The sequence below is a fragment of the Flavobacterium sp. HSC-61S13 genome, from assembly GCF_024171535.1.
Taxonomy (GTDB): domain Bacteria; phylum Bacteroidota; class Bacteroidia; order Flavobacteriales; family Flavobacteriaceae; genus Flavobacterium.
Genome location: NZ_JALJZV010000001.1, coordinates 461,666 through 482,049 on the forward strand (window position 1 = coordinate 461,666; position 20,384 = coordinate 482,049).

Sequence of the window (20,384 nt, forward strand, 5' to 3'; positions counted from 1 at the left end):
AATCGCAGCAATATTATGAAGCAAGATCATTTACAACTTCGTACGGTTGATGTTACCAGATACATCACGCCTTTGAGAGAGGGCGGGTCTCTACCGGCTTTAGCCGATGCAGATGATGGTTTCAAGTATGTATTAAAATTTAAAGGCGCCGGGCATGGGGTAAAAGCATTAATAGCGGAATTGCTCGGAGGTGAAATCGCGCGATATCTTGGCTTAGCTGTTCCGGAAATCGTGTTTGCTCAATTGGATGAAGCTTTTGGAAGAACAGAAGCCGATGAGGAGATTCAAGATTTGTTGCAATTTAGTCAAGGGTTAAACTTGGCCTTACACTTTTTGTCTGGTTCATTGACCTATGATCCTGCTACAACGAAAATAGATGCTGTTTTAGCCTCTAAAATAGTTTGGCTAGATGCATTTATCACAAATGTAGACAGAACCTTTAGAAACACCAATATGCTGTTTTGGCATCAGGAACTCTGGTTGATTGATCATGGTGCGGCTTTTTATTTTCATCATGCTTTTACCAATTGGGAAAAAAGTGCCCTCACGCCATTCGCACTAATTAAGGATCATGTATTGTTGCCGCAAGCATCAGAGCTTGACGCAGTAGACAAACAATTTAAAGAGCTATTAAATAATCCCGTTTTAAAAGAAATAGTGAATTTAATACCAGAAGAATGGCTGATTTGGGAGGGTTCCGAATGGAGTTCTGATCAAATACGAGAAATTTACTTAACTTTTTTAACGACTCGCCTAGAAAATTCGGACTTATTTATTAACGAAGCAAAAAAAGCACGACATGCAATTATATGAGTATGCTGTTATTCGATTTGTACCACAGGTAGAACGCGAAGAGTTTTTTAATATTGGAGTGCTCGTCTTTTGTAAACGATCTAAGTATATAAAAGTGAAGTTTTTTGTGGATCCAAATAAATTCCAATTGTTTAAAACCGAAGTTGACTACCATAACTTATTGGAGTACGTTGACGCATTTGAAAACATAGTGGCGGGAAATGCATCCGGAGGACCGATAGCTACTATGGATGTAGCAGAGCGATTTAGGTGGTTAACAGCGGTTCGAAGTTCTTGTATACAAACATCACGACCGCATCCAGGCAGGACCTTAGATTTAGGGCTTCTCCTAGATAAACTATTTGTGGAAACAGTCTTATAGAATGTATAGTCAATCTTAGTTATACGTCGGGGATATAAAAAACGGGCTTGATTTTGTACACGACAAAATCAAGCCCGTTGTATGATGTATTATGATCGATTTTATTCGATTTTCTTATCGACATAGTCAGAGTTCATAATTCTCAATATTCCCATATAATCCATTTTAAATGGAATAAGGTCACCAACTTTGATAGTATCCTTATTTTTGTCCAAATCAATCACAATCATATCCGAACTTGCACCTACAATTTTCATGGAAGGGTCCATTGGACTGATGTGTTCTGTTTCTATATCGAGTAATCCCAAATCAATAATTGCGCGATAGTTGATAGAGCCCTCCAAAGCCGGGTCAAATTCGGTTTTATCACCTAATAAGTTTAGTCCCATTTCTCCCGAAGGAATCATCGGTTTTTCATGCAGTTCAATGACTTCCGCATAAAGCTTAAAAACATCGTGATGCATATGATCTATTAATGTATTATCGTATACGTTAGTTCCCAAATACAAAGTTTCTCCAACTCTAAAATGATTGATAGCAGCCGGTAGGGTAGCATTGAGAATTAAAGGAATCGTCACAGAGGCACCACCTGAAAGATATTTGATCTCCCTATTGAATTTTACCTCTAAAATTTGTTTGTATAGGGACAATTGAATCAATTTGTCTGCATTGGGCAAAACACCGTACATACAAGTTAGATTGGTCCCAATTCCGATGATTTCGATATGCGGTAATTCAAATACTTGCTCATAAAACGCAATAAGACTTTCGCCGAGTATACCTTCTCGCAATTCACCTAGTTCTACCATAATGACCACTTTATGCAGTACATTTTGTTTTACTGCCGATTTAGATAGTAGTTTGATGGTTTCGAGCTCTGTGTTAAAGCTGATGTTGGCATATTTTACAATTTTATCAATACTTCTCTTTGGAGGTGGTTTGATGTAGATCGTTTCAACATGGGGATTGATCTTTTTGACCATTTGGAGATTGGAAGCTCTCGAATCACAAATTTGTTTGGGTTGTAGTTCTAAGAGTTTTTCCAAATACAATTGATTACCGCACAGCAGTTTGGCTACTATAGCCCATTCAATGCCTCTTTTTTCAAAAATCCCCTCGAGAATGTCAAAGTTTTCTTTTAATTTTTGGGTGTTTAAAGTGATAAAAGCCATGATTATTTCTTTAAACGCATTTCTAAATATTTGTTTTCAAAGCCCAATTTTTCATATAACTTTTTAGCGGGATTTTGTGCTTCAACATGTAGGGCAATAGAACCGCTGGTTTGTTTGATGGCTTCCTCCATTAATCTCTTACCGATGCCTTGTCCTCGCAGCAATTGATCCGTTGCGATATAGACCAGTATGTGTTCGGGGATAAATCCGTCCATTTTAGTATCTAAAATCACGACAATACCTGCGATAGCATCCGTGCTTTTTTTAGCAATTAGAATAAAACCTCCCGGTTTATCTTCTTTGGCTAAAGCGTAATTCAAAGCTTTTTCAATATCTACTTTTTCATCGCCGTATTGTTCTAAATGCTGATATAAAAAAGCGATATAGCTTTGTAATTCATTTTCTGACGGTAGATGTTCGGGTGATTTTTTGTTGATTTGAATCATGTAATCTTTTTTTTGCTGATCGTAAAAAAAAATACAGCGAATACAATCTTTGAAAAATAAAGTAAGGTGAGAAAGGGGATTAGCCAGGGCTAAAAACAAAGAAAATATCAGAAGCTGTTTTTTACTAAATCAGCTGGTTTAAATAAAAATATAAGCAAATATAAGAATATTATATTTAAAAACCGCAAAAAAAATATGTTTTAGTCTTTTTTGTTAACAAAAAACCAGAGGTTAACCTCTGGTTTTTTTAACTTTATAGTTTGATTTCGGCACTGTTTTCATCAAATAAATCAGCTATAGACCAATAGCGTTCGCCCGTATCATAATTAAATGTAAGCACTTTGGACCCCTTAGGAATATCCCCTAAGGTTTTGTGTATGGCTGCTAGAGAGGCACCCGTTGAGATTCCGGCTAGTATACCTTCTTCTTTCGCTATGCGTTGCGTAAATTTAAAAGCCTCCTCTTTACCTACTTTTATGATTCCATCAAATAATTCGGTTTTTAGTATTTGAGGAACAAAACCTGCTCCGATACCTTGAAGTGGGTGAGGACCTGCTTGACCACCGCTTAAAACGGCCGACAATTCCGGTTCTACAGCATAAACTTTAATAGCAGGAAAGGCCGTTTTTAAAACTTCTGCAACTCCTGTGATATGTCCACCTGTTCCTACACCAGTAATCAAATAATCCAAGCCTTCTGGAAAGGCTTCTAAAATTTCTTGAGCCGTTGTTTTTCTATGTATGGCTGGATTGGCAGCATTATTAAATTGTTGCGGAACCCAGGAGTTTTCCGTTTTTGCAGCCAAGTCAATGGCTTTATTTACAGATCCGGTTGTGCCTAATTCCTTTGGTGTAAGTACAAATTGTGCGCCGTAAGCCGACATCAATTTTCTTCTTTCCATACTCATGGATTCCGGCATAACCAGTATCAATTTATATCCTTTAACAGCACATACCATAGCCAAGCCAACGCCCGTATTTCCTGAGGTGGGTTCAATAATCGTAGTATCCTTATTGATCAAACCCCTGTTTTCAGCATCTTCAATCATTGCAAGTGCAATACGATCTTTCAAGCTTCCTCCGGGATTACTCTTTTCCAGTTTTATCCAAACCTGAATATCTGCGGGAAATAATTTATTAATCTTGACATGAGGTGTATGACCTATAGTGTCTAAAATGGTATTTACTTTCATGATATTTCTATATTATAAAGTTAATAGGTTCTGGAATAATTTCTTTGTCCTTGGTATATATTTTACTTTTATTGTAAATAATAGAATGCGGTTTAACACTTTTTGTCAACCATACGTTACCACCGATTACGCTATTATGTCCTACAACGGTGTCTCCTCCGAGAATTGTGGCCCCTGAATAGATCACTACATGATCTTCAATGGAGGGATGGCGCCTCAGATGTGCTTTATCTTTTGATACTGAAATGGCACCGAGAGTAACCCCTTGATACAATTTGACGTGATTTCCAATAGTCGTTGTTTCTCCAATAACGATTCCTGTACCGTGGTCAATAAAAAATGAATTTCCTATGGTCGCTGCTGGATGTATGTCTATTCCAGTTTTATTATGTGCAAACTCGGTCCAAATACGAGGAATTAATTTGACTTGCTGTAAGTGCAACTGATGCGCAAATCGATAAATAGAAATGGCATAAAAACCGGGATAGGATATCAATATCTCTTGCAAACACGTTGCCGCAGGATCATTGTCCAAAATGGCATTCGCATCACTGAGAAGCTTAAAATAAATATGGGGTAATGCTTCAAAAAACTGATCTACGATCACTTGTACTTGTGAAGCATCGTGAAAGGAATGAAATAAAATGGTGGTGAATTCGCTTTTTAGACTATTTAACCGTATTTCAATAGCTTCCTCGGAAAGGTATTTTTTATCTTCGAGTTGAAATAAAAAGCGAAACAATACATCGGTAAAACTCTCGATGCGCAATTTGTCTAAAAAACTTGCTGAACTACGATTGCTCTCTAATAAAGTCTGAATAAAGGGATCTTTCATGTTTTTTTTGTGGTTATTTACACATTCTAAAAATAGCAAAAAGAACTGTATCTTTGTTGCTAAGCGATAACAGAACCAGCACTGTTGTACTAAATCTATTGCGATTGAGTAAATTTAATATGTTTATAATGTAAATATACTTTGTTTATTTACAGGAAATCACAGATTACCCATTTTTAATATTTTTTTAATAATTGGTAAAAAAATGTACTAAAATATCGTTTTTTGCAAAATAAAATTCACCGATAGAGCAGTATTATCACTGATTTATTTATTTCAATAAAATTGCTTTGTAAAAGTATTTTAACATTTTTTATCTCAAAAGGACCTACTTTGTTAAATATGGGGTTCGGTGCTTGTAAACACAGAAAACTAAGCTAAATTTGTTCTCAAGTTTATGAAGAGCAATCAAAATGTTTTATATATAAACGGAAAATTAGACTTTTTTATTTTTAAGTTTTTCTTGAGCTGGCTACTTATAGGGAAAATTTGGTTTTGTTGTTTTGTTGGTCTTTTTTGAAGTATTAAAATATTTTATTTTTTGATTTTATTTTTTTCAATACAGTCCTTTTCCATATGGGGCTAGAAAATAAATCGATCAGATATGTAAATTTGCTATGAAAAAGGAAACCTGTAAAGAAATTTACAGGTTTTTTTTTGCAAAACTGTTTTGGAATTAGGATCAAAAAAATGATATATACCATAATCTTCAAAAAATACTATAAGATCATTTTCTAATTATAAATATTTATTAATATTATCATAACTAGTGCTAATATTTTAAATATATGACCCATAATTTATATATTTGTGAGTAAGATTACACTTGATTCTCATTAAATTTCTTTAAATATTTTAGTGAGTGATTGATTCAATTTATTTGCGGCTATTTCTTTTATTTAAAACCTGCATCTATCATGACTGTTATTGAACCATTTTACAGAGCCGATCTGAATTGGATCGAAGTATTGTCACAAGCCATTGGTGGTATTGTAGATAATAATTTTATAAAGGGTAATAATTCCACATACGAAGGTATTCACTATGTACTCCCAATAGAAGATAATATCACAGCTATGCTGGAAGATACTTTATACAAGGAGGATGTTCACTTCAAGTATACCAATGAGCAAGCCAAGTTTGTCGGTTTATATTTTTACAGTGCTGACGAGCGCGATATTGACTTCAGCGTGGACGATCAGGAACACAATAAATTGGGAATCCTCAACTACAATTTTTCGATTGCAGATAGCAGTTTGGGTTTAAAATACAACATTAGAAAGGGAACTAAAGCATTTACGATTTGTATTTTTATCAATAGAGAACTCCTAAAAACTTATATAAAAAATCTACCAGAGATGGCTTTTATCAGCGAGGACATGTTTAATCTAGAGAAAAACACCATAGTTCGGTTGGATAGAATGTCTCCTAAATCGTCTTTGCTAATCGATACCTTCCGGAAAGTATCACGCGACAATTCCTTTTATGAATTTCATTTTAAAGGACTTGTGTATGCTTTGATTTCGGAATATTTGACGCAACTAAATTTTAATAAAATTGTAATTGGAAAAGCCATAAATGAGGATTTTAGGTCGATATTAAAATCCAAACTTTTTTTATTGGATTCCATTGAAGGAGATTTTCCTGGAGTAGATATTTTAGCAGCTCAATTACTGATGTCGACTTCAAAATACAAAATTCTTTTTACCAAAATTACCGGTTTAAGTCCAGGATTATACTTCCAAACCAATAAGTTACAGCGCGCTAAAGAACTACTGGCTACCGGACAATATACCATAGGAGAGGTTTCAGAAAGACTGAAGTATTCAAGTATTTCCTATTTAGCCAAACGCTTTAAAGAGACCTATGGCGTATTTCCTAAAGAATATCAAAATTTACTGTAATTCATGGCAAATTCAACCATAAAATTTAAACATACTTTTAGTCTTTCACCACAATGGCGACAAAAGTTTGTAGATGAACTTGGAGCTACAATTCTCAATAATCCGTCCATCATGGAGTTTGATAAAAAAATGGCATCCGGCAATTGTTTTTTTACGGAAATTATTCCCGGATTATCTGTTTTATTGATAGATGCTGTTATAAATACTCCCATCGAGTTTACACGCTTGGCGTCTGAAGATGACTTTTGGATCATTTACTTTGATTTGAGTGACACTTTAAATAAGCACAGAATTAACAAGCATAATTTTGAAATAGGGGATCGTTCTAAGTTTGGTTTGGGTGTTTTAGACAGTCATATCAGCAGTACCTATGTTGCTGATGAACACAGTTGTATTTATTCATTGCGTATTTTTATCGACAAAAAATTAGTAGCTGAGAGTCTGAAAAAAATCGATCTAAATCAGCAGTTTAAAGGTGTTTTTGATCGCAATAAAAAGAAAGTTTTTTTCTATAAACACATTGACAGTAGAAGTAAAATTGAGTTGTTTAGCTTGAAAAAACAGTCGATAAAAGGACCTAATTACGATTTAAAAATTAAAAGTACCGTTTACAACTTACTCGCTTATTTTTTTGAGAGAGCTAGTGAAGTTTCAACTGCTAAAGTAACTTATGAAAAAGATGTAGAGGCCATAAATAGGAGTCAGGATTTTTTAATTTCAAATTTGTATCATCCTTTTCCAGGTATAGATGAATTATCGCGAATCGCGAATATGTCTGCTTCAAAATACAATAAGTTATATAAGATTATCTACGGTATGAGCCCTGCTTCGTATTTTAAAGATCGAAAATTAGAATTATCTAGGGAGTTGTTGTCAAGTGGTCATTATAAATACATCAACGATATCGCTTTAGAATTAGGTTACAGTAAAACAACTTATTTCACCATGATATTTAAAAATAATTTCGGTTATTTACCCAGTGTAATATTTATAAAAAAAGAGGAATAAAAACGAGTCTTTTACAGTTGTTTTGCATTTCTTCTTAATTTATTTTTGTGTCTTGATAAGATCACATTCATAATTTTTATTTTGCATTAGTAGAGAAGTGACGACCCAATCAACAAAACAACCTAAATTTTATGAAAGCACCACTGAATATTGGAGATCGAGTACCTAATTTCGCACTAAGCGATCAAAACGGTAAAGTTTTTAATTTGGAAGAAGAACTAATCGACAAAAAGTTGGTGCTATTCTTTTATCCCAAAGACGATAGTTTGGTATGTACCCAACAGGCTTGTGCGTTTCGTGATGCTTATAGTGAATTGGCTGTATATGGTGCTCGTGTTATCGGTATTAATTCAGGAACTGTAGAAAGTCACCAAAACTTTAGCCAAAATCAACGTTTGGGAATGACACTACTCAGTGACCCTCATAGCGTGGTTTTAAACCTTTTTGGTGTTAAAAATTGGTTGTTTTTAACTGGGAGAGAAACTTTTATATTGGATCAAACCGGAATAATATTATTTAAATACCGCAATTTATTTAGTGGGAAATCGCATCTAAAAAAGGTATTGAAATTTCTACAATCCAACGCCCAGACCCAATAACCAATTCCATGTTTTTACCTCATTTAATTAATCTTAGTTTACAGTAAGCTTTACTGCGATTTCTTCTTTAATTAACACTAATTTATAAAACAATTCCTTTAAACGACTTATTTTTTAGTTAAAAATATTTTCCTTTTCGATTGAATTTTAGATATTTAGCACTTTGAATATTTAATTAGTTTTTTTTCAAAAGCTCGAACAATGAAAAACAGTCCATTTTGTTTTGATATGCGAGATGATTGTAAAAGAGATTTTAATCTAAAAGAACGAAAAGAACATATAGAAACCCATAGAATTGATTGGGATCAGCCTATCGTTAACATGCCTTTTCAAAGAAGAAATTTTTTTATTATCAGTTTAATCAAATCGCCGATTAATTTTGTTTTCTTAAATAAGCAGATTACGGTCCAACGACCGGTATTGTTTATTTCAAATCCATTATTGCCCTTTTCAGTACATACGAATAACTGCAGTCAAAGTGGATATGTTTGTCTTTTCAACCAATCTTTTATCAATAAATACTTTAAAGATACCCTGATATCTAAAGCGCTGTTGTTTGACACGGAAGAGATTCCATTATACGATCTCACAGGATTACAATTGGATTTTATAAGCCAAATGTTCGAACAAATGATGCTGGATTTAAGCTCCGATTATCTTTATAAATTTGAATTATTGCAAAATTATTTATGCATTATGATTCATTATACTTTAAGTATCAGAAATCAAACATTTAGTAAGCTTTATAGCGGCTCTAGTCGTATTGCTTTTCTCTTTAAGCAAGCTATGGAAAATCAATTTCCGATTTTGTCACCACGTCAGGTCATCAGCTTGCGTAATCCAAGCATGTATGCGCAGCATTTAACGATACATATCAATCATCTCAATGCCGCTGTTCGTGCTATTTTTGACAAGACAACTACTCAAATGATCTCCGAACGCTTGAGTAATGAGGCTGAAATATTACTGAGTACAACCGATTGGACTGTTGTCGAAATTGCCAGTTGCTTGGGTTTTGAATACGTCACTTATTTTAATCGTTTTTTTAAAAAACAAACAGGGTGGACTCCCGTAGCTTATAGAAAAGCACATTTTTTCTTTGATTGATATACATTTCTAATTGATTTGTATTTTTACTGTTGGCTATTAATATTAAAATTTGGGCGAATTTTAAATATAGCCTTATGGCAATTGCTTCAGACAGAAAAAATATCCATCCAGATGCCATCAGTTTTTTATTAAATCAACCCAAAAAATTATTTATCGGAGGAGAATGGATTCCCGCTCAATCTCAAAAAGTTTTTAGAACCATAAATCCCGCAAACGAAACCGTTTTAGCCAAAATTGCCCAAGCAGATAAATATGATGTTGATTTAGCGGTAAAAGCCGCTAAAAAAGTACTCCGTGACCCCAAATGGTCCAAAATTACCGTTCATCAGCGCGCAGACTATCTGTTTAAGATTGCTGCGATACTCGAGCAACATTCAGAAGAAATGGCAACGATTGAAACACTTGACAACGGTATGCCTCTAGCAACCAGCAAATATCACGTAGCCTATACCATAGAAATATTCCGATATTTTGCGGGATGGATTACCAAACTTAGCAGTAAAAGCAATGTATTAAGAGAGCCCATAGGGGTCATTGGTAGCAATATATCACACCACGGTCCTCTTATTAGTATTGGTGCAAAAATTGCTGCTGCAATTTCGACTGGAAATACCGTGGTGCTGAAAGTGTCAAAATACACCCCCTTAAGTGCTTTACGTTTGGCTGAATTGATCGTAGCGACTGAACTTCCCAAAGGTGTTATTAATATCTTAACAGGTTTTGATACAACAGCTGGTAATGCGATAAATGCCAATCCTGATCTGAATAAAATATCATTAAGTGGCGCTGTGCTTACAGGTAAAGCCTGGTTGTCGTCCTCTCAAATAAGATATAAGCAAGGTGTGCCAATTAATTTCGCAGGCAAATCGCAATTTATGATATTTGAAAATGCGGATCTCGAACAATCCATAAACAGTGCTATGGCAGGCTTTACTTCCAGCACGGGACAACTGAGTATTGGCGGTTCACAAATACTCGTGCAACAGAGTATTTACGATGACGCTCTGCAAATGATCAAACAAAAACTGACAGCAATACGCGTCGGCGATCCATTTGATCCGGCAACTCAATTGGGACCACTATTATCTAAATTACAGCTAAATAAAGTTAGTAAACAGCTCACAACGGCCGTACAATCAGGTGCAACGATGGTGAATGATGCAGTTGCTGATTCGTTTACAAACGGTTATTTTATACAACCTTGCATTTTGACTAATGTCAAAACCAATATGCCCATATACAAAACTATGGTTGAGGGACCCATAGGTTGTTTAATTGCATTTACAGATCAGCAAGATGCCATTTTAAAAGCGAATCAAGCGGGGAGTAGTTCGGCCCTATCCATTTGGACTAAAGATGTTGGTTTGGCCAATAAGGTCTCCACATTGGTTAAAACAGAGTTGATTTGGATTAATTCCTATTTTGAAATCAATACCGCTAACCCTAATGGGCGTTTTAAATTATCTGGATTTAATGGTGAATTTGCCGAGGAAGTGATAAAAGCTTATACTCAGGTAAAATCCATCTAATAACTCCTTGCAGTAAAATAGATCCATGGCGTTTGTGCCCATCAATAATTTTAATTTATTTTCAATGCGATAAATGGTCGCCATTTTTATAACCTATCTATGATACCAGCTGATGAAATCTTGATCTTTGCGTTAGCCGCATTGGTCATGGCAATAAGTCCGGGACCTAATATGATCTATTTAATTTCCAGAACCCTAACACAAGGACAAAAAGCTGGTTTTGTATCCCTAATTGGCGTGGTTTGTGGTTTCTTATTCCATATCGCATTAGTATCTTTTGGATTGACAGCTGTACTCCATACAGTTCCATATGCGTATATGCTTATAAAATCGACGGGTATTGTCTATCTCTTGGTTTTGATTTATAAAACGTTAAGGCGTAAAGATGAAAAACTTTTTCAATCTAATGGCTCATTAAAAATGGACTCCTCTAAAAAATTATTTAAAATAGGTTTTTTTACCAATCTACTCAATCCAAAGACAGCGGTGTTTTATATGTCGTTTTTTACACAGTTTATCAAACCACAATACGGCTCCATCGTAATTCAAAGTTTAGAACTTGGATTTGTTCAGATTTTTGTCAGTTTTTCAGTCAATGCTGTTGTTATTATTTCTGCTGCTAAAATCATCACTTTTTTTACTGTCAAACCCTTATTTCGAAAGGCACATAAATGGTTGATAGCAAGTGTTTTTGCTGGAATAGCTATCAAAATGGCTTTTACCAAAGTTCGGTGAATTGTCGTGAGTCGTAAGTTGAGGATACGAATCACGAATCAAATCGAGATAAATTTATCTGAATTAGTAAAATAAAGATGTTTTATATGCGACAATCTGAAACTTAAAATCTCTAAAATGAGATAATGAAAATGAAAGTAAATAAATACAAATAAAATATTTAAATAAAAAATTAACAAAACACTTGATATTACATAATCTCTATTTATATTTGTTAGTATAACATTTAAATAAAAAGCATGAAAAAAGGTACAGTAAAGTTTTTTAACGAAGCCAAAGGTTTTGGATTTATTAAAGAAGATGGTTCATCACAAGATATTTTTGTTCACAGTACAGGTCTATTAGAAAGTATTCGTGAAGATGATGAAGTAGTTTTTGAAGTTGAAGAAGGAAAAAAAGGATTGACTGCAGTTCAAGTTAGACGCGCTTAATTTATTACCCTTCTTTAAAGTTCTTTTGATACTTAAGTACATAAGGATTTAAAAAACAAATAACCACTAGCTACTATAAGATGTTAGTGGTTTTTTTATACGTATAACTTTCGTTAGTTAGATTATATTTTTTTGCTTTTATAATGTCATACTAAATAATCCAGCACGTATTATCTCTTGTTGTTAATCGGGATAAGGTTCGTCATAGTTAAAGTAAATTCAGCCCTCTCATAATACAAATACGGAATTTCAAAATATTGAAAACAAGACTACTAATCTAGAAAGAGGACTCGTGTAGTCAAGCGAATGCTATCTACGATCATAAATCACATTCTTTTTTTAGGTGTTTTGACTAAGGGCCTACTTGTGCTTAGTGTCTAATTTGTAGTCGATACTCTTTATCATCAGTATAAAAACGCCCGAGCTCGCGTATTGGTATGAGTATAAACGTCTATGTTAACTTATTATTTATAGGGGACTTGATTGATAATCTTAAGTTAAAATTAACGAACTCTTTCTTGTTTTTCTGGTAACAGCCTAGCCTTACAAAATAAGAATCTTTGCCCTATAAAAATTATAAACTAATCATGAGGCAAAAATTACTACTTTGTAATATCATTTTTCTAATGTGTATTACTACTGCTTTTGCACAAGCTAAGCGCAGTATTACCGGACTAGTACTCGATGAAACTGGTATTCAATTACCAGGAGCATCCGTTGTTATTAAAGGGGAAAATACGGGAACAACTACTGATTTAGATGGGAAATTCACCTTAGAGGTGGACGATAAAGATGTGATTATCGCTTCATTTATTGGGTATAGATCGAGTGAAATTACGGTCAATAAAACCAGCGTTTTTACTTTTAATTTGGTGCAAGAACAATCCTCTTTAGATGAAGTGGTTATTACTGCATTAGGAATCACTAAAGCAGAGAAAAAAATTGGTTATGCGACTCAGAGCATTGATGTAAAAAGAGTTCAGGAGGTAGCTACGGCTAATATGGGGAGTTTGTTAAGCGGTCAAGTGGCCGGTCTACAAGTTTCTAATCCACCAGGAATGCTGCAATCTCCTAAGTTTTCATTGAGAGGAAAAAATCCTCTTATCGTAATTGATGGTACTCCAGTTACAACAGATTTCTACGACGTTTCACCTCAGGATATCGAAAACATCAACGTACTAAAAGGAACGAGTGCGGCTGTTTTATATGGTTCATTGGGGCGAAATGGTGCCATTATGATTACCACAAAAAATGCCAAGGTTGAAGGTGTAGAGGTTGTGGTATCCCAAAATACTATGGTAAGTGCAGGATATACCCTTTTTCCAAAAACACAAAATGAATACGGAAGTGGTTCCGATGGGAAATATGAGTTTTGGGATGGAAAAGATGGAGGGATTAGTGATGGAGATATGATTTGGGGTCCGAAGTTCAAGCCAGGGGTAGAAATTGCGCAATGGAACAGCCCCATCCGCGATAAACAAACAGGAAATGTTATTCCGTGGTATGGTAATGTTGAAGGAACCCAGTATAACGATAGATCGCGTTTTGAAAGAGTTCCGATTGCTTGGGAATACCATGATAATCTTAAAGATTTTATGGAAACAGGGATTATATCACGTACCAATTTTGCTGTAACCAACAAAGGTGCTAAGGGTTCCTATAGAATAGGCGGAGATTTTACTTATAACAAAGATCGTATCCCCAATACAAGTATGTATAAAGGTAGTTTAAACTTTAAATCAACAACGTATATCAACGATAAGTTGACCTTAGATTCTAAACTTGCATACAGTCGTATACATTCGCCTAATGTACCTAATTACGACTATAATCCAAGCGGACACATGTATACTATTCTGATTTGGATGGGAGACGATGTTAACGGACGTGATTTAAAAAACAATTTATGGGTTCCAGGCATGGAGGGATATAGACAGGCAAATTATAATTATGCTTGGTACAACAATCCTTATTTCGGGACTGAGAATTTTAAGCGAATTTGGAACAAAGATGTGATCAACGGACAGCTTAGTTTAAATTATAAGGCTACAGAAGATTTGGTATTACAAGGTCGGGTTTCGATGATTTCTACGAATAATAATACCGAACTGCAAAGTCCTAAATCCTATTTTAATTATAGTGCTTCTAGAGAAGGGGGATTTAGTTTAGACAGTAACGATCGTTTGGATATCGACTATGATTTTCTTGCGATGTATACTAAGGACATCACAACTAATTTTGCGATCAATGTAAACACTGGAGCCTCATCGCGTTACTACCGATTGACCAATGCCTATGCTGCAACAGATGGTCTGACCGTGCCAGGAATTCATAATTTAGGAAATTCAACAGGGCCGGTTACTGCAACAAATTATATCGAGAAAAAAGCCGTGAATAGTGTGTATGGAACTGTAGAGTTTGATTTGTACAATGCCTTTTTTTTAAGTTTCGCTGCTAGAAACGATTGGTCATCTGCTTTATCTAAGAGCAACAGATCCTATTTTTATCCTTCAACGTCTTTGAGTGTTGTATTGTCTAATCTAATCGAGATGCCGCAACAAATCGATTATTTAAAATTATACAGTTCTTGGGCTAATGTTTCGAGTGATTTAACTCCTTACCAGTTACAGTCCGCATATTCCCCAGTGAATCCGTCTTTTAATGGCAATCAAATGGTGGAATACCCGAATGCGATTTTAAACCCGTTTTTACTTCCTGAAAAATCAAAAACCTACGAACTCGGTTTGTCTAGTTCATTATATAAAAAGCGATTAAATGTCGATTTAACCTATTACCGAGGAATCGATTCTAATTTCATCATTGATTATCCGGTATCTGAAGCTTCTGGTTTCAATAATATGAAAGTTAACGGTAACGAGTATACTACAAACGGTTGGGAAGTATCCTTATCAGGGATACTCGTTAAGAACGATGATCTCCAATGGAATTCTTCAGTTAACTGGAGTACCAGAACGAAACGATTGACAAAAATACACGAAAACGCCGATAAATTTGGAAACCTAAGGTTGAATGACCGGGTGGATTCCTACTATGGTACAGAATGGATGAAATCACCTGAAGGGCAAGTAATTTTAGATGAAAAAACCGGTATGCCGACTGCTAACAAACAAGCCACTTATTTAGGTCATGGTGATCCAAAATGGACCTTGGGTTGGAATAACAGTGTAAAATATAAAAATTGGAATTTGAATATCGGGATAGACGGTATTTGGGGAGGTGTAATGCGTTCTGAAGTTGTAGAAAAAATGTGGTGGGGAGGAAAGCATCCGGAGTCTGTTCGTTATAGAGATGAAGAATATTCAACCGGAAAAGCGGTATTTGTTCCTAGTGGGGTGAATGTTATTTCTGGAGAATTGGTTACCGACGTACAAGGAAATGTGGTTAGTGATAACCGTGTTTTTAAAGAACATACATCAGCGATTAGTTGGCAAAGTTGGGCACAGAATTATCCTTATCGCGCTCGAGTTACCGAAAAGGAAAGCAAGCTCTTTGCGAACGTATTTGATAGAACTTATTTCAAACTTAGGACAATCAGTTTATCCTATGACTTTACACCGATGATTAACTCCAAAAAGATCAGTCAATTATCTGCTTCCTTGACGGGATACAATTTATTGATGTGGAAAAAATCAAAAGGATTGTATTCCGATCCAGATTATGATACTGCAAATGTTAACGATATCCAAGATCCTTCTACACGTTGGATTGGAGTGGGATTAAATGTCAAATTCTAATTATTAAATTTATGAAAAAACATATTAAAGTGATATTCGGATTCCTTCTGGCTCTTTCCGTTGCGGGTTGTCAAGATTTGGATCAACTCAATGAAGATCCCAACAAAATTAAAGACGCTGATCCTTATTTATTATTGACAAAAGTCGAAAAGAGTGCCTTTTCACTACAGAATATCGATAAAGAGTATGCTACACGTATGATTATACAAACGGATGGTGAGAGCGCGTATCAGTATTTTAAATGGGGAAGCATGGGCTTTGACCGATACAAAGATTTATCGCAAAACAAAAAGATGATGGATGAGGCCACTCGAACAGGTAAGGGAGAATATCTGGCTATTGGCCATTTTTTAAAAGCGCACTTGTTTTATGACTTGACAATGACTTTTGGAGATATTCCTTATTCAGAAGCTTTACAGGGAGAAGGCGCTATTCAATTCCCCAAATATGACGAACAGGAAACCGTTTTTGTTGGCATTTTAGACGAGCTGGAAAAAGCCTCGAACACCCTAAAGTTAGATACTTCACTTAAGGGGGATATTATTTATAATGGAAACCTACAACAATGGAAAAAGTTAATCGCGTCCTATAAATTAAAAGTATTGATAAGTTTGTCTAAAAAACAAAAGATCGGTGGCATTGATGTGGCACAGCGCTTTAATGAAATCTACCAAAATGGGGGATTGATGGAAAGCAATGCAGATAACGGTCAAATCACTTTTTTTGATCAAGCGGGCAGTAGATATCCACAATTCAACTCGAGTTCTTATGGGTCTAGTATGTATATGTCTAGTACTTTTATCAATTTACTAAAGGAATTAAAAGATCCGAGATTGTTCACTTTTGCACAACGAACAGCAATGGCTTTGGAGCAAGGCTTAGCAGAAAGTGATTTTACCGCTTATAATGGTGGTGATCCAACTGTACCTTATGCGGAAAACGAAAAACTGGTGCAAAGTAAAAATATCTCCAAAGTCAAGAGTCGTTATTATCAAGACCCTACTGCGGAAACTAACGTGATACTCAGTTATTCGGAACTTCAATTTATTTTGGCAGAAGCTGCGGCAAGAGGCTGGATAGCAACTAGTGCAGAAACATTATATTTGAAGGGAATCAAAGCTAATTTTGACTATTATGCCCAATATGCAAAAAATCAGGCACAGTATTATACACTCGAAAACTACCAAACCTATACTGCGCAAGCAACAGTTCAGTATAAATCGGGTGATTTAAACTCTCAATTGCAACAAATACTAACTCAGAAATACTTGATTATGTTTCATCAAGCCGGTATGACCGCTTATTATGATTATTTGCGTACCGGTTATCCAGAGTTAAAAATACAACAGGGAATTACAGCTCCCACCAGATGGCAATACCCGAGTTCCGAATACAATAGAAATCAAGCTAATTTACAACAAGCCTTAGACCGTCAATTTAACGGTTCTGATAATATCAGGGGTGTAAGCTGGTGGTTAAAATAAGATCGATATGAGTACTACTAGAAGAGATTTTATAAAAACATCCTCCCTTTTTATGGGGGGGATAACCGTTTTAAATGCGATGCCCTTATCCATTCAGCGCGCATTGAGTATAGAAGCAGAGTCGGGATCAACCTTTTTAGATGCCGAACATATCGTATTTTTAATGCAGGAGAATCGCTCTTTTGATCACTGCTATGGTACTTTAAGCGGGGTTCGCGGTTTTAACGATCCAAGGGTTATCCAGCAACCCGATAAATTACCTGTTTGGTTTCAAACCGATGTAGACCAATCTATTTATGGCCCTTTTCGCCTTGACATAGAAAACACGAAGATCACTTGGATGGGAAGCTTGCCCCACAGTTGGAAAGACATGGTTGAAGCTAGAAATGACGGAAAAATGAATCAATGGTTGATAGCAAAAAAACCAGGAAACAAAGAATTCTCCCATATTCCGCTTACCATGGGCTATTTTACTCGCGAAGATATTCCTTTCTACTATGCTTTTGCGGATGCCTTTACAGTGTGCGACCAACATTTTTGTTCTTCATTGACCGGTACCAGCGCCAATAGATCTTATTTCTGGGCCGGTGCTATTAGAGAGAATCCACGGGATCCCAATTCCATGGCTCATGTCAATAATGGACAAATAAACTATCAAGATGTAGGCTGGAAAACCTATCCTGAACGGCTGGAAGAACACAATGTTTCTTGGAAAGTGTATCAGAATGAATTGAGTGTCCCTGTTGGATTTACAGATTTAGAGGAATCGTGGTTGGCTAATTTTACCGATAATAATTTGGAGTTTTACAAACAGTATCACGTTCGTTTTCACCAAGCACATATACGGTTTAAAGAGCTAGAATTAACTCGTGTGCAAGAGCAACTAGGACAAACAGAACTCACTGTATTAGAGAAGCAAAAGCTTCAAAAAGAGGAAATAATGTTGGAGGATTATATCCAAAAATATTCCCCAAAGGCATTTAGTTCTCTAAGTGCCCTAGAGCAAAATATTCATAACAAAGCCTTTACAACCAATATTGATGATCCGGATTATCATAAAATAGAAGAAATAGAATACGAGGAAGATGGTATAACAAAAAAAGTACAGGTACCCAAAGGAGATATATTCCATCAATTTAGAAAGGATGTGAAACAAGACCAATTGCCGATGGTCAGTTGGTTGGTTGCGCCGTGTAATTTCTCAGATCACCCTGGAGCTCCTTGGTTTGGGGCCTGGTATGTATCCGAAGTTTTAGATATACTAACAAAAAATCCTGAAATTTGGAAAAAGACTATTTTCATTTTAACCTACGATGAAAACGACGGGTACTTTGATCATGTGGCTCCGTTTGTGCCTCCCTTGAACACCGACTCCAGCCAAGGTAAAGTTTCCAGTAAAATCGATACACAGGACGAATGGGTAACCAAGGCACAGGAGAAAAAAAGGGATGCAAAAAGCAGTATTTCGAGCCCTATAGGTTTGGGGTTTCGAGTTCCCATGGTTATTGCTTCGCCGTGGACTAGAGGAGGATGGGTAAACTCAGAGGTATGTGATTTGACTTCGACCTTACAGTTTTTAGAATATTTTATCGAAAAGAAAACCGGTAAAAAAATCGTTGAAAACAACCTGTCAGCATGGAGAAAGGGAACTTGTAGTAACTTGACTTCGGTTTTCCAGCCGGCTAATGATCTCGGCGATTTAGCGATCAATTTAGTGGATAGAGATCAGTATGTACAACGAATCTTATCAGCAAAAGACAAAAATTTACCACATGGTTTTTCATCGTATTCCAAAGCTGAATTGGAGCAAAACAAAGTTTGGAATCGTTTAAAGAACTTTCCAAAACAAGAAAAGGGTGTGAAAAAAGCCTGTGGTTTGCCCTATAATGTCAATGCCAACCTGAACCTGGACAACGGTGTTTTAAATATCGATTTCTCAATTGAAGCCAATAAACTGAAAAATAAGGAATACTTAGCGCCCATACAAGTGTATGCTCATAGCAGTTACCGAAAAGAGCGCGGTAAGAATTGGAATTTTAGCGTCAACGAAGAGGATCCTTTAAATTATCAATGGAATATCGCGGATTTTGACGGAGGTATTTATGATTTGGGTATTCATAGTTTCAATGGGTTCTATAGAAGCTTTAAAGGCGCTAAAAACGACCCTAATGTGGGTGTTTTTTTATTAACGCATAGCAATCAAACCCTCAGTATCGTACTTAAGAACAAATCCAGTCAAAATTTATCTTTTTACGTACAAGATGTAATTTACACCAAAAAAAGCGATAAGATCGTAGTCGGCGCATACTCAGAACAACGTGTAGAGCTGCAGTATACCGATTCTAAAGGTTGGTATGATGTTCAGATATCCCTTGCTGATCATGAAGTTTTTAATTACCATTATGCTGGTCATATTGAAAATGGCAAAAGCAGTATTACAGATCCTTACATGGCCAGTTTTTCGAAATAGTAAGAAATCTAGTGTTTTTAAAACTGGGGTGAATTGGATTTTAGCTGTTTATCTGTAGTATGAGTCTTTTTAGGGCACTATAAACCTGAATACAAAGTTTCTTGCAGTTGCATCAACCATTATTGAACTATTGAGGATCTTATAAAAAACAATAGTGGCTCATACCAATTTTACCGATCACTAAAAGACAACAAAAAACCGCTAACCTTTAAATAGGGTTAGCGGTTTTTATTTGTGGAGTCGCCGAAAGAATTGGATGGTAAAATATCTCTAAAACAATCAAAATACAAATTTTCAATTTACTGATATATATATATATTTAACCATTTAGTATTAATGATTTTGTTTTATATATTACTTCAAGAACGTACAGAAAGCATACACGTTTTTCTATATAAATTCCTAGTATATTTTTCTTTAAAACTAACTAATAATACAACATGAATATACTTCTAATTTACTTAAAAATATTGAAAAATTTTAAATGATATATCTCTGATTAACATCACTATACGCTGTGTGCTTTTTGCTTAGTAAACA

General features: G+C 35.4%; 16 protein-coding genes. 12 read left to right on the forward strand and 4 right to left on the reverse strand.

The features are described from left to right. Positions 1–15: 15 nt before the first annotated feature. Both L1275_RS01970 and L1275_RS01975 read left to right on the forward strand, forming a co-directional pair. Positions 16–813, forward strand: a complete 798-nt coding sequence (locus L1275_RS01970; protein ID WP_253469161.1) for a HipA family kinase — start codon at positions 16–18, stop codon at positions 811–813. Beyond that, the gene (locus L1275_RS01975) at positions 800–1,174 is read left to right on the forward strand and encodes a DUF3037 domain-containing protein (RefSeq protein ID WP_253469163.1); all 375 of its coding nucleotides are present in this window, start codon (positions 800–802) and stop codon (positions 1,172–1,174) included. The genes L1275_RS01970 and L1275_RS01975 overlap by 14 nt, the downstream gene beginning before the upstream one ends. 101 nt (positions 1,175–1,275) lie before the next feature. On the opposite strand, the gene L1275_RS01980 is transcribed toward L1275_RS01975, so the two are convergent. From L1275_RS01980 to epsC, 4 genes are all read right to left on the reverse strand, one after another. Next, positions 1,276–2,346, reverse strand: a complete 1,071-nt coding sequence (locus tag L1275_RS01980) for an alanine racemase (protein ID WP_253469164.1) — start codon at positions 2,344–2,346, stop codon at positions 1,276–1,278. Between the two features lie 2 nt (positions 2,347–2,348). Further along, complete coding sequence (locus L1275_RS01985; RefSeq protein WP_253469166.1) at positions 2,349–2,792, reverse strand: GNAT family N-acetyltransferase; 444 nt, start codon at positions 2,790–2,792, stop codon at positions 2,349–2,351. Between the two features lie 253 nt (positions 2,793–3,045). Beyond that, entirely contained in the window at positions 3,046–3,984 is a 939-nt protein-coding gene (gene cysK / locus L1275_RS01990; RefSeq protein ID WP_253469168.1) for a cysteine synthase A, read from the reverse strand. A gap of 7 nt (positions 3,985–3,991) precedes the next feature. Beyond that, on the reverse strand, positions 3,992–4,819 hold the full coding sequence (epsC, locus tag L1275_RS01995) for a serine O-acetyltransferase EpsC (RefSeq protein ID WP_253469170.1): 828 nt from the start codon (positions 4,817–4,819) through the stop codon (positions 3,992–3,994). Positions 4,820–5,736: 917 nt separating this feature from the next. Here epsC and L1275_RS02000 point away from each other — a divergent pair. From L1275_RS02000 to L1275_RS02045, 10 genes are all read left to right on the forward strand, one after another. Next, positions 5,737–6,723, forward strand: a complete 987-nt coding sequence (locus L1275_RS02000) for a helix-turn-helix transcriptional regulator (protein ID WP_253469172.1) — start codon at positions 5,737–5,739, stop codon at positions 6,721–6,723. 3 nt (positions 6,724–6,726) lie between these two features. Further along, positions 6,727–7,731, forward strand: coding sequence for a helix-turn-helix transcriptional regulator (locus L1275_RS02005; RefSeq protein ID WP_253469174.1), 1,005 nt, complete (start codon positions 6,727–6,729; stop codon positions 7,729–7,731). A 131-nt stretch (positions 7,732–7,862) separates the two neighbouring features. Further along, positions 7,863–8,330, forward strand: a complete 468-nt coding sequence (locus L1275_RS02010) for a peroxiredoxin (protein WP_253469175.1) — start codon at positions 7,863–7,865, stop codon at positions 8,328–8,330. Between the two features lie 201 nt (positions 8,331–8,531). After that, positions 8,532–9,437, forward strand: a complete 906-nt coding sequence (locus L1275_RS02015; RefSeq protein ID WP_253469177.1) for an AraC family transcriptional regulator — start codon at positions 8,532–8,534, stop codon at positions 9,435–9,437. A gap of 77 nt (positions 9,438–9,514) precedes the next feature. Next, positions 9,515–10,969 (forward strand): aldehyde dehydrogenase family protein, encoded by a 1,455-nt coding sequence (locus tag L1275_RS02020; protein WP_253469179.1) that lies wholly within the window; start codon positions 9,515–9,517, stop codon positions 10,967–10,969. Between the two features lie 99 nt (positions 10,970–11,068). Beyond that, positions 11,069–11,704, forward strand: coding sequence for a LysE family translocator (locus tag L1275_RS02025; RefSeq protein ID WP_253469181.1), 636 nt, complete (start codon positions 11,069–11,071; stop codon positions 11,702–11,704). A gap of 239 nt (positions 11,705–11,943) precedes the next feature. Next, complete coding sequence (locus tag L1275_RS02030; protein ID WP_219291584.1) at positions 11,944–12,135, forward strand: cold-shock protein; 192 nt, start codon at positions 11,944–11,946, stop codon at positions 12,133–12,135. A 587-nt stretch (positions 12,136–12,722) separates the two neighbouring features. Continuing rightward, on the forward strand, positions 12,723–15,890 hold the full coding sequence (locus L1275_RS02035; RefSeq protein WP_253469183.1) for a SusC/RagA family TonB-linked outer membrane protein: 3,168 nt from the start codon (positions 12,723–12,725) through the stop codon (positions 15,888–15,890). An 11-nt stretch (positions 15,891–15,901) separates the two neighbouring features. Then, positions 15,902–17,374 (forward strand): SusD/RagB family nutrient-binding outer membrane lipoprotein, encoded by a 1,473-nt coding sequence (locus L1275_RS02040; protein WP_253469185.1) that lies wholly within the window; start codon positions 15,902–15,904, stop codon positions 17,372–17,374. Between the two features lie 7 nt (positions 17,375–17,381). Next, a complete protein-coding gene (locus tag L1275_RS02045; protein WP_253469187.1) occupies positions 17,382–19,844 on the forward strand; it encodes a phosphocholine-specific phospholipase C in 2,463 nt (820 codons plus the stop codon). Positions 19,845–20,384 lie beyond the last annotated feature (540 nt).

Coding starts and splice junctions, on each gene's coding strand:
- cysK (WP_253469168.1), bottom strand. CDS start 3,984: ATGAAAGTAAATACCATTTTAGACACTATAGGTCATACACCTCATGTC.
- L1275_RS02035 (WP_253469183.1), top strand. CDS start 12,723: ATGAGGCAAAAATTACTACTTTGTAATATCATTTTTCTAATGTGTATT.
- L1275_RS02025 (WP_253469181.1), top strand. CDS start 11,069: ATGATACCAGCTGATGAAATCTTGATCTTTGCGTTAGCCGCATTGGTC.
- L1275_RS01985 (WP_253469166.1), bottom strand. CDS start 2,792: ATGATTCAAATCAACAAAAAATCACCCGAACATCTACCGTCAGAAAAT.
- epsC (WP_253469170.1), bottom strand. CDS start 4,819: ATGAAAGATCCCTTTATTCAGACTTTATTAGAGAGCAATCGTAGTTCA.
- L1275_RS02005 (WP_253469174.1), top strand. CDS start 6,727: ATGGCAAATTCAACCATAAAATTTAAACATACTTTTAGTCTTTCACCA.
- L1275_RS02030 (WP_219291584.1), top strand. CDS start 11,944: ATGAAAAAAGGTACAGTAAAGTTTTTTAACGAAGCCAAAGGTTTTGGA.
- L1275_RS02000 (WP_253469172.1), top strand. CDS start 5,737: ATGACTGTTATTGAACCATTTTACAGAGCCGATCTGAATTGGATCGAA.
- L1275_RS01970 (WP_253469161.1), top strand. CDS start 16: ATGAAGCAAGATCATTTACAACTTCGTACGGTTGATGTTACCAGATAC.
- L1275_RS02015 (WP_253469177.1), top strand. CDS start 8,532: ATGAAAAACAGTCCATTTTGTTTTGATATGCGAGATGATTGTAAAAGA.
- L1275_RS02020 (WP_253469179.1), top strand. CDS start 9,515: ATGGCAATTGCTTCAGACAGAAAAAATATCCATCCAGATGCCATCAGT.
- L1275_RS01980 (WP_253469164.1), bottom strand. CDS start 2,346: ATGGCTTTTATCACTTTAAACACCCAAAAATTAAAAGAAAACTTTGAC.
- L1275_RS02045 (WP_253469187.1), top strand. CDS start 17,382: ATGAGTACTACTAGAAGAGATTTTATAAAAACATCCTCCCTTTTTATG.
- L1275_RS02040 (WP_253469185.1), top strand. CDS start 15,902: ATGAAAAAACATATTAAAGTGATATTCGGATTCCTTCTGGCTCTTTCC.
- L1275_RS02010 (WP_253469175.1), top strand. CDS start 7,863: ATGAAAGCACCACTGAATATTGGAGATCGAGTACCTAATTTCGCACTA.
- L1275_RS01975 (WP_253469163.1), top strand. CDS start 800: ATGCAATTATATGAGTATGCTGTTATTCGATTTGTACCACAGGTAGAA.